This is a genomic window from Paenibacillus sp. 598K, assembly GCF_003851045.1.
Taxonomy (GTDB): Bacteria; Bacillota; Bacilli; order Paenibacillales; family Paenibacillaceae; genus Paenibacillus_D.
Window position 1 is genome coordinate 1 of the sequence record NZ_BFBX01000052.1, and the last position, 12,757, is coordinate 12,757.

At 58.5% G+C, this 12,757-nt stretch carries 14 protein-coding genes; 7 read left to right on the top strand and 7 right to left on the bottom strand.

Annotation, left to right across the window (positions count from 1 at the left end; all coding sequences use genetic code 11):
* Positions 1–518: 518 nt before the first annotated feature.
* Positions 519–1,817 carry a group II intron reverse transcriptase/maturase gene (gene ltrA, locus PA598K_RS16220; protein WP_128657975.1) on the top strand — a complete coding sequence of 433 codons (1,299 nt, stop codon included), beginning with the start codon at positions 519–521 and terminating at the stop codon, positions 1,815–1,817.
* 203 nt (positions 1,818–2,020) lie between these two features.
* On the opposite strand, the gene PA598K_RS16225 is transcribed toward ltrA, so the two are convergent.
* The 6 genes from PA598K_RS16225 to PA598K_RS16250 form a co-directional block, all read right to left on the bottom strand.
* Complete coding sequence (locus PA598K_RS16225) at positions 2,021–2,830, bottom strand: CPBP family intramembrane glutamic endopeptidase (RefSeq protein WP_128657976.1); 810 nt, start codon at positions 2,828–2,830, stop codon at positions 2,021–2,023.
* A gap of 116 nt (positions 2,831–2,946) precedes the next feature.
* Positions 2,947–3,768, bottom strand: a complete 822-nt coding sequence (locus PA598K_RS16230) for a hypothetical protein (protein ID WP_128657977.1) — start codon at positions 3,766–3,768, stop codon at positions 2,947–2,949.
* A gap of 2 nt (positions 3,769–3,770) precedes the next feature.
* Positions 3,771–4,841, bottom strand: a complete 1,071-nt coding sequence (locus tag PA598K_RS16235) for a hypothetical protein (protein ID WP_128657978.1) — start codon at positions 4,839–4,841, stop codon at positions 3,771–3,773.
* Positions 4,838–5,719 (bottom strand): ABC transporter ATP-binding protein, encoded by an 882-nt coding sequence (locus PA598K_RS16240; RefSeq protein WP_128657979.1) that lies wholly within the window; start codon positions 5,717–5,719, stop codon positions 4,838–4,840. The genes PA598K_RS16235 and PA598K_RS16240 overlap by 4 nt, the downstream gene beginning before the upstream one ends.
* Positions 5,703–6,527 (bottom strand): hypothetical protein, encoded by an 825-nt coding sequence (locus tag PA598K_RS16245; RefSeq protein ID WP_128657980.1) that lies wholly within the window; start codon positions 6,525–6,527, stop codon positions 5,703–5,705. Before PA598K_RS16245 ends, PA598K_RS16240 begins: the two co-directional genes overlap by 17 nt.
* Positions 6,502–7,083: an RNA polymerase sigma factor gene (locus PA598K_RS16250; RefSeq protein WP_128657981.1), complete on the bottom strand. Its 582-nt coding sequence runs from the start codon at positions 7,081–7,083 to the stop codon at positions 6,502–6,504. Before PA598K_RS16250 ends, PA598K_RS16245 begins: the two co-directional genes overlap by 26 nt.
* Before the next feature lie 210 nt (positions 7,084–7,293).
* Here PA598K_RS16250 and PA598K_RS16255 point away from each other — a divergent pair, with 210 nt between their 5' ends.
* Entirely contained in the window at positions 7,294–7,983 is a 690-nt protein-coding gene (locus tag PA598K_RS16255; RefSeq protein WP_260405442.1) for a M15 family metallopeptidase, read from the top strand.
* Between the two features lie 7 nt (positions 7,984–7,990).
* Here the strand turns inward: PA598K_RS16255 and PA598K_RS16260 are convergent, their stop codons facing one another.
* Positions 7,991–9,229, bottom strand: coding sequence for an alpha-L-fucosidase (locus PA598K_RS16260; RefSeq protein ID WP_260405443.1), 1,239 nt, complete (start codon positions 9,227–9,229; stop codon positions 7,991–7,993).
* Between the two features lie 151 nt (positions 9,230–9,380).
* Between PA598K_RS16260 and PA598K_RS16265 the strand changes: the two genes are divergently transcribed.
* The 5 genes from PA598K_RS16265 to PA598K_RS16285 all read left to right on the top strand — a co-directional run bounded on the left by PA598K_RS16265 (position 9,381) and on the right by PA598K_RS16285 (position 12,693).
* A complete protein-coding gene (locus tag PA598K_RS16265) occupies positions 9,381–10,208 on the top strand; it encodes an AraC family transcriptional regulator (RefSeq protein WP_128657982.1) in 828 nt (275 codons plus the stop codon).
* A gap of 205 nt (positions 10,209–10,413) precedes the next feature.
* Positions 10,414–10,710 (top strand): LiaF transmembrane domain-containing protein, encoded by a 297-nt coding sequence (locus PA598K_RS16270; RefSeq protein ID WP_128657983.1) that lies wholly within the window; start codon positions 10,414–10,416, stop codon positions 10,708–10,710.
* A gap of 40 nt (positions 10,711–10,750) precedes the next feature.
* A complete protein-coding gene (locus PA598K_RS16275; RefSeq protein WP_128657984.1) occupies positions 10,751–11,431 on the top strand; it encodes a PspA/IM30 family protein in 681 nt (226 codons plus the stop codon).
* Between the two features lie 7 nt (positions 11,432–11,438).
* On the top strand, positions 11,439–11,999 hold the full coding sequence (locus tag PA598K_RS16280; protein ID WP_128657985.1) for a PspC domain-containing protein: 561 nt from the start codon (positions 11,439–11,441) through the stop codon (positions 11,997–11,999).
* 1 nt (position 12,000) lies between these two features.
* On the top strand, positions 12,001–12,693 hold the full coding sequence (locus PA598K_RS16285; RefSeq protein WP_128657986.1) for a PspA/IM30 family protein: 693 nt from the start codon (positions 12,001–12,003) through the stop codon (positions 12,691–12,693).
* The last annotated feature ends 64 nt before the right edge of the window (positions 12,694–12,757 follow it).

Genomic DNA, 12,757 nt, shown 5'->3' on the forward strand with positions numbered 1-12,757 from the left:
GGAGCGACCAAGCATAGGTCGAGTGAGGTAGCAGGTGGGAACCCTGCTTGGAAAGGTGCTAGCCACACCACCAATAACGAGTCTTGGAGCGAACATGGTAACAGGTTCGTTTAAGCGTAGACAGATAGGGAGTAGGCCTGAATGTGATGGAGCCTCGAAATACATGAAACGGGAGCGGTCGACAGTGTCGAAAAACTGGAAGACAACACGACTCTGAGCGATACAAGGCGAGTTCAGAGAAGCATCCCCGGGGTCGAAGAGCCAGGCATGCGAACCAATAATCACTTGGCAACTTGGGAGGCCCTGACGCTCTTCCGCAAGTCAAGTACTCGTTAGGAACGACTGCGGGAGTATGGCGGCCAAGCGATGACACGCAAGAAAGCCAAAAGGTAGTCAGGGAGTCGGACCGCCGCATAGTACCGAGGAAGCGCATGTAATGTGGGTGGAGGGAAGGCGAGCGGCACAAGGATCAATCTTTTCTAAGGAAACATTTCCTGCACAACGGAGGCAGAAGCCAAATGGAAACCAAATTAGAAAGAATAGCAAGGATGGCGCGAACCGACCGGGACTTGAAATTTACATCCATCGGACACTTGATCAACGAAGAAAGGTTGCACGCTTGTCATCAACGGATGGTACCGGGAAAGGCGACAGGGGTAGATGGCGTAACGAAAGCGATGTATGAACAAGAGTTGGAGGCCAACCTGAAACAACTCGTGGACAGGTTGAAGAAACGAAGTTATCGCCCGTTGCCAGCGAGAAGGACGTACATTCCAAAGGACGAGAAAAGCACCCGACCGCTGGGGATTCCTACCTATGAAGACAAGCTGGTGCAAATGGCACTCAAGCAACTGCTTGAAGCGATCTACGAGCAGGATTTCTTGGAACATTCCTACGGATTTCGTCCAAAGCGCAATATGCACCACGCCCTGAAGCGTGTCACGCAGATTGTGGAAAAAGAGCGCATGGCCTACGTGGTGGATGCGGATATTAAAGGATTCTTCAACCATGTGGACCATGACTGGCTGATGAAGTTTCTGGCCAAACGGATCGGAGACCCGAATATCCATCGGCTAGTGAAGCGGATGCTCATCGCAGGGATTCAGGAGGACGGGAAGTTTGAACCGACCGAAGAGGGAACGCCTCAAGGTTCGGCCGTTTCTCCGCTGCTTGCGAATGTGTATCTGCACTACGTGCTAGATCTCTGGTTCGAAGAGGCGGTTAAGAAACAGCTGAAGGGCCGGGCAGAAATGGTGCGATTCGCCGATGACTTTGTATGCATGTTCCAATACCAGGAGGATGCGGAAAGGTTCTACTACGCGCTGAGAAAGCGGCTGGAGAAATTCAACCTTAACGTAGCCGAGGAGAAAACCAAGATCATTCGATTTGGGCGCTATGCGGCAGAAGCGAGGAAGAAGGCTGGATTGGGAAAGCCCGAAACGTTCGACTTTCTAGGGTTTACCCACTACTGTGGGAAGAGTCGAACGGGAAACTTTCGGGTGAAACGCAAAACGAGCCGGAAGAAATTCAGGCAGAAGATTAAGGCGTTCGACGCGTGGATGAAACAAGCCAGACACCAGAAATTGGCGAAAACCCTTGCGATTGCCCAAGCAAAACTGGTGGGCCATTACCAATACTATGGCGTGACGGACAACTACGAGCGCATCAAGGCGTACACGTACATCACCCAGAAGTCGATGTGGAAGTGGTTAAACCGGAGAAGCCAACGCAACAGCTATACGAAAGAAGAATTTTACGCCCTTCTCAAACGCTGTGAATTTCCCAGACCGCGGATTCACGTCAATATCTACGACTAACTTGTGAATGATCGTTGTGAAGAGCCGTATGCGTTAATTGCGCACGTACGGATCTGTGAGGGGTAGGGGCACAATTCCACGAAAGGAAGAGGCCCCGCCTACTCGACCATTTATTCCTATCCGGCCTTTGTTTGGGTTAAAGCGTGAGATTGAGAGCGTTAATTAGGGAACAATATACTAGATTCGGGTCAGCCGACCCGGGATTATGTCGCTTGGGCCCGGCGGGACCTGTGACCGTCATGCGGTCCGCTCCGCGATACGCTTCCCAGCAGCACCGCGATTATCGCGACGATCGCGCCTGAGATCGCCAAGGAGCCTATCGCCAGCAGACTGCCGTCCTCTTCATTGAACCAGACGAGCAGACCGAGATTGATCAGCGCGTGGAACAAGGCGGACAGGAGCAATCTCCCGCCTTTGGCCTCCCGCAGCAGCTCGCCGAGTATGACTGAGAGGGAGACGGCTAACAGGATGAAAAGCAATGCATACGCGAGTCCTTCGGCAAATACGCCGATATGCCAGACGCCCCACAGGATGCCTACAAGGATGGAGGCAGGCAACACGCCGAGCCGACGCTGAAGCGTCGGCTGCAGGAAGCACCGCCACCCGACCTCCTCGCCTGCCGCCCCGATGAACTGAGCCATCGCGATAAGCCAGAACGGGTACGGCAGGGAGGAGGGCAGCGTATAGGCCACCGGGTGACCGGTCATCGAGTACCAGAGCCAGGAGGCCAGGAAAATGCTCGCGCCTAGCGCAATCGCTACGATCAGCAGCCACGGTTGAAAAGGGCGGAGGCGAAGATCAAACGTAAGGGCGGGCATGCTCACGCGGGAGCGTAGCAGCAAGATCGTCAGCACGCCTAAGGCGGGAGCGAATTGCGTCAATTGCAGCACGACGGTGGGAAGGCCAAGCGCGGGCTGTATACTGCCCAAAAGCAGCGCTCCGATGGAGGTGGCTATATAATAGATGAGAATGACCAGCCATAGATCGAGTTTGGGTTTTTGATGACTTTGCATCGTATAACATCCTTTCCTACCGTGAATTGGTAAGTAAAGGATACAAAAGTTAAGCGTCCATAGGAACGGTCCGCAGACTGAGATAGGCGTACATCCGCAGACCTGCGCCACTCCCTTCACGCCACTTCCCTTCGCGCTGCTGTACGGTAGGCGAGGATCGCGCAGCCGACTGCGAGCAGCAGCGTATGCAGGAGGAACCACGCCGGAGGCAGCGTTAGCGTCAGATCGCCGATATGGACGAAGCGAGGGCGGCTGAACACATTCTCGACGCGCAGCACCTCGATCATCGTCAGGCTTTTCAGCGCCCACGGGAGAGAGAAGTCCGAATGATTATGGATCAGGACGGACACTGCAAATACCATGCCACCGGCAAACATGACCGTCAGCGGCGAGCGGCAGCGTGCGGACAGCCAGACGATCAGCAGCATATATGCCATGCAGCCGAGCCAGTTGGTCGCGAGCTGGATGAGCGTATACTGCCAGATCGACAGCGACCATGGCGCGTCGGCATAGTCGGGGAGCGTCTGGATCGGCAGCGCCCATCCGGCTACCCCGGCAGCGCTCAGATGTACGGCCAGCCCGAGCAGCCAGCAGCCAAGCACGACGCCCGTCGTATACAGTCCCGCCGCCAGCATCTTGGCTGTGAGCGCCCGACTACGGCCCCATCGGGTGCTGTGCAGCAGCGGCAGCATGCTCCATCTTCGTTCGCCATTATATATGGTTGGCAACACGAGCAACAACAGCAACACCTCGTATACGGCGCCGGAGGCGTAAGGGAAGCGAGCGATGTCCTCCCAGGCCGATACGGGCGGCCCGTAATCCAACACCGTCGCCTGGGCGATGGCTGCTGCTGCAATACCGAGGCAGGCGACAGGCAGCCAGCGATGGCAGACCAGCTTGTATAGCTCCATGCGCAGCAAGACCAGCATCCCCTGCATCGCTAGGTCACCTGCTTGCGCCGGATCGTCTGCAGCACGGCTGCGGCAGGCAACAGCAAGCTCAGCGCGAGATAGCCGAGCATCATGGCGCTATAGTTGAACGACGAACCGAAGATATAGCTATGATCATCGATATATATCGCCTGGATCAACCCGATGTGCTGGAACAATACCAGCAGGAATACGACAAGCGGCGTGTCTCCCATCCCGCTCATGATCAACATGAACGGCAACAGGAAGATCATCCCCGCCAGCAGCGCTGGTATGAGGAGATGGCGGCTCCAGGCGGAGAGCAGCATCGTCAGCCAGCCGAGCGCGATACAGCCCAGCGCCGAGAGCAGCATCTGCAGGCTGTAGTACGCCAATACGCTTCCTCCGAAGCTTGTGCCGCTCGCCATCCGCGTATAGTCGGCGAAACGCACCTCCCATCCGTGCAACCCGTAATGAAGGCCATAAAGCACCAGCGGCAGCAGCATCAGCGCGGCGAGCGCCGAGATGCAGTAGATCGCGCCAGCCGCCAGCTTGGCCCAGGTCGCTCGCCCGCGGCCATGACGACTACTGTAGAGCAGCTGATCGGCGCCGCTGGCCGCTTCGCCGCTGAAGCTGCCCGCCAGCCCGAGGATGACGAGCGCCCCTGCGAACAGGTAGCCGACCTCCTGGATGTAGAGGACGATCCGATGCCAAGCCTCCTGATTGACGATGACGGGCTGCAGCGACGGAGACTGCGGCGCGGGCGAAGCGGCGGTCTGCTCTTGATGTCTATGCGTATTCAGAATTTCTGTAGCTACCTTCAGCTCGGCGCGGTAACGCAGATCTCGATGCAGCTCTTCCGTTCGCCCTGTGGCGCGCGCCTCTTCGTAAGCATCATCGAAATCTCGCGCCCACTGCAGCTTGGCCTCTGTCAGCGGACCGCCATAGGTGGCGAAGGCCGTACGCTCCTCGGCACGCTCGGCTGCGGAGGGCAGACTGCTGTAAAATTGGAAGATATATAAGAGCGCGAACACGGCAGCGGCAAGGTAGACGACCCGCTGGGCATAAAGCTTGAACAGCTCGATCCGAATCAGACCGATCATGAACCCGCCTCCTCTGGCAGATCGCCGAAATAGTACAGATAGATATCCTCCAGGCGCGGCTCCACAGGCACGGCGTTGCCCGCAGGCTGCCCCTCGGCGATGACACGCGCTCGGACATCGCTGCCTCGCCGCTGGACATTGCCTACCAGATGCGCCCGCTCCAGCTCGCCCAGTCGCTCGGCTGGCGCTTCCACCTCCCACACCTTGCCTACCAGCTCGCTCAGGATGCGCTCCGGCGTATCCTGACGCGTCAGGCGGCCTTCCTTGAGCAGCAGCACCTCCTTGGCGATGTACTCGATATCCGTGATGATATGCGTCGATAGCAGTACGATCCGCTCGCCGGAGATGTCGGAGAGCAGGTTGCGCAGCCGGATGCGCTCCTTGGGGTCGAGACCAGCCGTCGGCTCGTCGAGGATGAGCAGCTGCGGATCGTTGAGCAGCGCCTGGGCGATCCCGAGCCGCCGCTTCATGCCGCCAGAGTAGTGACCGATCTTGCGGCTGCGCTGGTCCTCCAGATGGACGAGACGCAGCAGCGCAGTGATTCGTTCCTCCGCTTGCGCGCCCGACATTCCCTTCAGATAGGCCATATACTGCATGAAGCGATCTCCCGTAAAGTAGCTGTAGAAGCCAAGCTCCTGCGGCAAGTAACCAAGCAAATCTCTATAGCGTTCGCCCAGCGTCGTAGACGGCGTGCCATTGACGGCGACCTGTCCGCTGCTCGGTCGCAGCACGTCGGCGAGGATACGCATCAGCGTCGTCTTGCCCGCGCCGTTGGGGCCGATCAGGCCGTAGATGCCCGGCGTCAGCTCACAATCGATCCCCTCTAACGCCAGCCGCCGCTTGTAGCGGCGACTCACTTGCTCAATCGTCAGTCTCAAGCCAATCCGCTCCTCTCTCTGTCGATAACCTCTGTGTCACTCGCCAGCCTTGCCACAAGGCCGCGCACCCGCCGAGCGCCGCCATCACCATGCCCAGGTCGCCGGTCAGCCGGTTGATCCAGCGACCCAGCTCGGGGGATAACAGCAGCAGCAGACAGCACATCGCCCACACCGCCAGCGTCAGCAGGACAGCCTGGCTGCCGCGCATCCGCATGATGACAGCCAGTGCGACCGCCGTCGCCAAGGTGAAGGGCGTCAGCCAGACCAGCGTCAGCTCGCCGAGCCGGATACCTGTACCTGTGCCGGACAACCATAATGAGGCGGCACTATTGAGCGCTACGGTGTAGACGCCTGCGATGCTCAGCTTGGCGAGCATGACGCTCGCGCCGTTGTAGCGGCACGACATCTCCAGCTCCAGCATGCCGGCATCGCGGCTGCGCAGCGCCTCGCCTAGCCCGAGCAGCATCGGCACCGGCGCGAGCGCGAACAGCGCGAGCTGCGGCGTCTGCTGCAGCTGCATTAGCGACAAAAGGCCGACCACATACAGCAGCAGACTGGCGACCCAGAACGACCTGCTCATAAAAGGCAGCTCCCCGGCAACGAGTCGGAGCAGGCGCAGCATTCGTTGCGCCCAGCTCTCTGCGGGCGTTGCGCGCAGACGCAGCTCCAGGCTCGCCGCTGCGATGGTCCGCTCGATCTCGTCCGGGGAGGCTTGCGGCGTCTGCCAGTTGTCCAGTAGTCGCTCCAGCCGGTCGAGCTCGGCCTCGGATACATCCCCCAGATCATCGTTTATTGCTTTTCGATTCATCGGATTGTCCCCTCTTCCATTGTCTGCGCAGCTTGTCCAGCCCTTGCTTGAGCCGCGACTTGACCGTCGATTCGCCGACAGCCGTCACCTCGGCGATCTCCTTGATCCTTAAGTCATGATAATAGCGCAGTATCATCGTCTCCCGCTGATAGTCGGGCAGCGTCTCCAGCCACTCCTCCAGCTCCTCGCGTTCCTCCTGCCGCTGCCCGAGCGGCACGATCTCCGCTTGCTGCGACCCGAGCAACTCCTCCCGGTAGTCCGTGCTGTTGCGCTGCGTCTTGTAGGCGCGGCTGCGGTAGTAGTCCCGGCATGTATTGAGCGCGATCCGCAGCAGCCATGGCTTCAGGCTCTCGGCCTTGACCTGCGTCCCGGCGGCCCGCACCAGCTTGACGAAGGTTTCCTGCGCGAGATCGCAGGCGGTATGATAATCGCCTGTGCATCGATACAGATAAGCGAACACCAACTGGTAATGTCGGCGGATCAGCGTATCCAGCGCTTGCTTGTCGCCGCGCTGCAGCAGCGCAGCCAGTTCATCGTCGGTTTGCACCTCATTCACCTCTTCTTCACCCTATAGACGATCCTACCGCCTCCCGAAGATTTAAGCCACGGCAAAAAAGGCTTGGCAAATTGTAACGCTTAGCTTCTTAGGAAAAGTATTAACCTTTCTTAAGGTTTTGCTAAGTCAAAACAAAAATCTTAAGCCTGGAACTTAGGTATGATGAATGTAACAAGCCGGACAGGCGAAAACAGAAAGGTGGCAGGGAGGATGAAGAAAAATACAAGCGTGGCCTATCGCAGCATCAAGCAGCTCGTATTCCCGTCGCTTCCGACACGCAAGCGGACAAAGAATAAAGGGAAGACGTTCATCACGCCGGGAAGAGCAGACATGGATTGGCGTCTGCGGCTCGTCAATCGCTGGCATCCGATCCCTGCCGACTACAAGATGGAGCTGGTGCGGCTCGCTGGCGGCCAATCGGTCGACGCGCGAATCGCGCCGGCGCTGCAACAGATGCTGCGCGCAGCCGAAGAAGCCGGATTATACACGATTATTCGCTCGGGCTATCGGTCGAGAGAGGAACAGACGCAGATCATGGCGGAGAAGATCGCGGCTTACCGCGAGGAGGGACATGATCCCGAGGAGGCCCGTCGGCTGGCCGAGGCTTGGGTGGCTTTGCCGGATCATAGCGAGCATCAGCTTGGGATCGCAGTCGACATCAACGCCGACAAGACCCGTTCGGACAACCGCGAGGTGTATGCGTGGTTAGCGGTCAATTGCGACCGGTTTGGCTTTATCCTCCGCTATCCGCGCGACAAGACGGAGCTGACGGGGACGAGGTTCGAGCCGTGGCACTTCCGGTATGTAGGTCAGCCAGCAGCAGAGGAGATCACGCGGCTGGGTCTCTGTCTGGAAGAGTATGTAGAGGAGGAGAGGGGCGCGTCCGTCCCTTCTCCTTGATCGACCCTTAAGCATCGAACTCCAGACGGATGACCAATACCTCGCCGGGATAATCGTCCACCGGGATCTGCTGCACCTGCAAGTACGGCTTCTCTTGCCAGTACCACGGCAGCAACTCGACCCGCACCGGCAGCTCGCGGCCGTCATTGAGCAGTACTGCCCGCGCGGGCAGACGGTCCAGCGGCTTCAACGTGACGCTTGTTGTCTGCAGGTCATGAGGCGCGTGTACGTAGACAGCATTGCCCTTGCGCGTCAGCAGCACCCGATCGCGGTCGTCGGCCTTCAGATAGGTTGCGGGATAAGCGCCGTCGAACGCTTCGCGCACCTTGCCGTACCAGTCGCCGATCCGGCGCAGCGTCTCGACATTCGCTTCATCGATCGTGCCATCGGCCCGGGGGCCGACATTGAGCAGGTAGTTGCCGCCCATGGCCAGGATCTGATCGATGCTCTGCATGAGGAACTTGCGGCTATAGTAGTCCTCGTCCGTGCGGTAGCCCCAGCTCTCGCGTCCGAGCGACTGGCACGCCTCGGTCGGCGTGGTGAAGGCGGCGCCTCCGGGCAGCTCGCGCTCGGGCGTGCTGTAGTCTCCGGCGTCGGGGCCGCGATTGTTAATGAGCAGTCCAGGCTGCAGCGAGCGGGCGTAGGCATTCAGCTCTTCATTATAGTACTCCGCAACATTGACATCCCAGAATAGCTGATAGATCGGTCCATACCCGGTCAGCAGCTCGCCGATTTGCGCTTTGACGAATGCGTAGTAGCGGTCCAGATCTGGCTCGTCGGTCGCGCGCGACGCGAACAACTCATGATGCCGTCCCTGGTTCGGATAGTTCGGATGATGCCAGTCCGGGCAGGAGTAATAGAAGCTGATCGGGAAGCCCCTCCTGTGGCAAGCCTCGGCCAGCTGCCCCACGATATCCTTGCCGTATGGCGTATGCATAATATTATAATCCGTCTGCTTCGTATTCCACATGCAGAAGCCGTCATGGTGTTTTGTGGTAAAGCATACATATTGCATCCCGGCCGCCTCGGCGAGATCGAGCCATGCCTCCGGGTCGAACCGCACGGGGTTAAACTCGTGCATCAACGCCTCGTATCGCTCCCGCGTCGTATCGCCGCGCCATAACAGCTGCTCATGCCAGCCCGGGACGGCATACAGCCCCCAGTGCACGAACATTCCGAATCTCAGCTCAAAAAAACGGTCGCGCTCATCGTTAAACCGCTGGATGCGCATCGGTTTTTCTTCCATTATTATTCCTCCTCGCTCATGTATGTCTTCATCATAAAACGCTTCGTTGACACATACGATGGCCTTTGTTAACCTCTTTTTAGTGAATCCTAACGTTAATCTTATGAATATTAAGGTAAAACGAAAAATGAACAAAGGTTGCTGATTCGCAATGACTGCCGCTTCCCCGAGCATCCAATCGCTGGCCAGCGTGCTGCGCCATCTGCAAGCCGATGTCATCATGGCCGATCTGCAGCAGGTGGACGAACATTGGCGTCGGCTCGACTATGTCCACAGCTTTAACCGACTATATCTCATCCTGGAGGGCGAAGGGCGCATCGAGGTCGATGGCGTCGTCTATCACCCGCAGCCGGGTCAGCTCGTCCTCATGCCTTGCCATGTCCGGCAGTCCTATGCGACGATCAACGACAATCCCTTCTATAAATATTGGTGCCACTTCACGGCGCGTATCGGCAACCGCGACTTGTTCGAGCTGTACCGCTTCCCGGTATGCCTCGCGCTGGCGGAGCCGGAAGAGGCGCAGCGGCTGTTCCAGACGCTGATCGAGCAGCATGCCCGGCAGACGCCCGACGGGGTGCTCGGCGCGCGCGCGGCGATGCTGCAGTTGCTCGCTCTTGTCGTCCGCGAGACGCCGGAGCCCGAGCCGCAGAGCGCTGCCACCGGCTCGGGCAAGCTGACGCAGGTCGCCCGCTACATCGAGGAGCGCCTCGATCAACGGATGACGGTGGACGAGCTGGCGCAGCTCGTCCACTATCATCCCAATTACTTTATCCGCGCCTTCCACGCAGCCTTCGGCAGCTCGCCGATCCAGTACATCAACCGGCGCAAGCTCGACCGGGCCCGCCAGCTGCTGGAGGGCGAGCTGTCGGTGGGCGGGATCGCGCGCGCCGTCGGTATCGACGAGCATAATTTTGCCTCGATGTTCAAGAGCTACACCGGCTTTACGCCGCGCGAATATCGTCGGCTGCTGCGTCGCTAATCGCCGCTGCAACAGGAAGCGAGACCTGGGGACGGCCCCGGCCCCGACCTGAGTCCAGGTGCAAAAACCGCCGCAGGTCCGTTTTGAAAAATCCCCATTCATCCTACAATAAAGACATAGAAGCGGAACCGAACGGCGGCAAGGCGCAAGCAACCCGCTCTCGCAACTGCGGATCGAAATTAATGAAAAGGTGGTGCTGATCCTCATGAATGGAAAAACGGCGTTAGGTGCATTGTTGGTGTTGATGGGCGGTTGGATCGTACTTAAGATTATTGGCGTATCGCTGGGACCGATCATCGGCTTCCTGTTCCCGTTCATCCTGATGGGACTCGGTTATATCGGGATCAAAAACGACAGCAAGCTGATCGGCGGCGCGATGTTCGCCATCGGACTGATCATGCTGCTGGGCAAGCTGTCGGGCCTCTTCCTCTTCCTGGGTGCGATCGGTCTGGTCGTCCTCGGCGTATCGATGTTCAGAGGCAACAACCGTCGGGTGTACTAAGCTAACGGCTCTATACTAAGAAAGAAGCGGAGGGCAAACCATGAGTCTAATCAAACGAATGCGAGATATCACGGTCGCGACATTAAACGAGCGACTGGAAAAAGCAGAGGATCCCGTCAGACTGATCGATCAGTTCCTCTGGTCGACGAGAGAAGAGATCATCCAGGCCGAGCGCCTGTATCAACAATACGCTGGCCACACCAATCATCTGCGTAACCAGTGGCTGCAGGCCGAGCAACAAAAAGACAAGCGCGAGCAGCAAGCGATGACGGCGCTGAAGGCCGGCGAGGAGCAAGTGGCTCGCATGGCGCTCCAGGAAAAAGCTCTCCATGACGAGCGGGCTACGCAGTACAAAACGCTCTATGAGCAAAGCAAGCAAAACGTCGACGAGTTGGAGGACCAACTGCAGGAGCTGCGCAGCGAATACCAGGCGGTCTACGACAAACGCGAATATTACGCCGCTCGCATGGAGTCGCTGCGATTGCAGCAACGACTGAATGCGCGATATAATAATCAAGTTCCCGGAAGCTCGCCGAGCGGCATGTTCCGCCGGCTGGATGACCGGATCAGCGATATGGAGCTTGAGGCAGGCAGCCTGCGCGACCTGCGCCGGGCCGGCCAACAGTTCATCAACGAGGCCAGCGCCTCGATGCAATCCTTGCAATCCACGATCGAACAAGAGCTGCAGCAATTGAAACGGAAACTCGAAAAGGAAGGTTGATGACGTCATGAAGAAATTGTACCGGTCCACAAGGGACAAGAAGTTTTTAGGCCTGTGTGGAGGAGTTGCCGAAATGCTGAACATCGACGCTACGCTTCTGCGGGTATTGTTCATTGTGGCGGTCATTTTCTCCAGCGGCGCGTTGATCCTCGTCTATATCCTGGCTGGAATGGTCGTTCCGAAGGAGCCGCCGATCTATACCGGCTACGGCGGCGGATTCGACCAACGACACTACAATCCCTATGGCCCAGGCGGCCAAGGCTACTATAATCCAGGTCCGACACCTGGCAACCCCGGTCCGCACGGCGATCCTTATGGACGCCCGGGACCGACGCACAGCGATCCCTACGGACGCCCAGGTCCGACACCTGGCAGCGCCTACGGACGTCCCGGACCGACAGACTGGCAGTCGCAGACGAGACATCAGGCGCCCCAGGACCCTGGCCGCGAACAGAAGTCGTCGTCCCCGCTCGACGAGATGATGGACGACATCGAGAACAAGGCGCTGCGCAAGGAGCTCGAAGAGCTCAGAGCCAAACTATCCAAGTATGAGAAGGGAGAGCGTTAAAATGGGAATTTTCAAACGGATGAGAGATATGACAAAAGCTTCTTTTCATGAAATGCTCGATAAAATAGAAGATCCAGTCGTTATGCTGAACCAGTATCTGCGGGACATGGAAGCCGAGATTCGGCAGGCCGAGGTGACTGTCGCCAAGCAGATGGCCAACGAGCGCCGCATGAAGCAGCGCTTCGAGGAGGCGGCCCGTCAGGTGATCGACCGCGAGAGCAAGGCCGAGCAGGCGCTGCGCTCCGGACATGAAGAGCTGGCTCGCAAGCTGCTCGAAGAGAAGGTATACTATGATCAGAAGGCCAACGAGTACAGCGACCTGCATACGCAAGCCAAAGGTCAGGCCGACGAGTTGATGAACCAGCTGCACGATATGAAGGATGAGTTCTACCAGCTGCGCAACAAGCGCAACGAACTGGTCGCTCGGGCGCAGATGGCCAAGGCCAAAAAGCAAATGGCGCAGCTCGGCGGCTCCCATGCCATCGAGAGCGGCAACGCCGCCCGCGGCTTCGGCCGGATGGAGGAGAAGATCGTCCAGATGGAGGCCGAGGCGGAAGTCATGCGCGTGCCGGGCAGCTACTACAGCGGACAAAGCCGCGGCGTCAGCACGCTCGATGCCGGCAAACAGATCGAGGTAGAGGAGCAGCTGCGCGCCATGAAGGCGAAGCTGAACCCGCCGGAGCAAGCGGAATAGATCGACGATCGGCAGCAGGGTCGCTCCAGCAGAGCGGAGTCCGCTACCGCAGCGTCACAGGCAG

Coding starts and splice junctions, on each gene's coding strand:
- ltrA (WP_128657975.1), top strand. CDS start 519: ATGGAAACCAAATTAGAAAGAATAGCAAGGATGGCGCGAACCGACCGG.
- PA598K_RS16225 (WP_128657976.1), bottom strand. CDS start 2,830: ATGCAAAGTCATCAAAAACCCAAACTCGATCTATGGCTGGTCATTCTC.
- PA598K_RS16230 (WP_128657977.1), bottom strand. CDS start 3,768: ATGCAGGGGATGCTGGTCTTGCTGCGCATGGAGCTATACAAGCTGGTC.
- PA598K_RS16235 (WP_128657978.1), bottom strand. CDS start 4,841: ATGATCGGTCTGATTCGGATCGAGCTGTTCAAGCTTTATGCCCAGCGG.
- PA598K_RS16245 (WP_128657980.1), bottom strand. CDS start 6,527: ATGAATCGAAAAGCAATAAACGATGATCTGGGGGATGTATCCGAGGCC.
- PA598K_RS16255 (WP_260405442.1), top strand. CDS start 7,294: ATGAAGAAAAATACAAGCGTGGCCTATCGCAGCATCAAGCAGCTCGTA.
- PA598K_RS16260 (WP_260405443.1), bottom strand. CDS start 9,229: ATGGAAGAAAAACCGATGCGCATCCAGCGGTTTAACGATGAGCGCGAC.
- PA598K_RS16265 (WP_128657982.1), top strand. CDS start 9,381: ATGACTGCCGCTTCCCCGAGCATCCAATCGCTGGCCAGCGTGCTGCGC.
- PA598K_RS16270 (WP_128657983.1), top strand. CDS start 10,414: ATGAATGGAAAAACGGCGTTAGGTGCATTGTTGGTGTTGATGGGCGGT.
- PA598K_RS16275 (WP_128657984.1), top strand. CDS start 10,751: ATGAGTCTAATCAAACGAATGCGAGATATCACGGTCGCGACATTAAAC.
- PA598K_RS16280 (WP_128657985.1), top strand. CDS start 11,439: ATGAAGAAATTGTACCGGTCCACAAGGGACAAGAAGTTTTTAGGCCTG.
- PA598K_RS16285 (WP_128657986.1), top strand. CDS start 12,001: ATGGGAATTTTCAAACGGATGAGAGATATGACAAAAGCTTCTTTTCAT.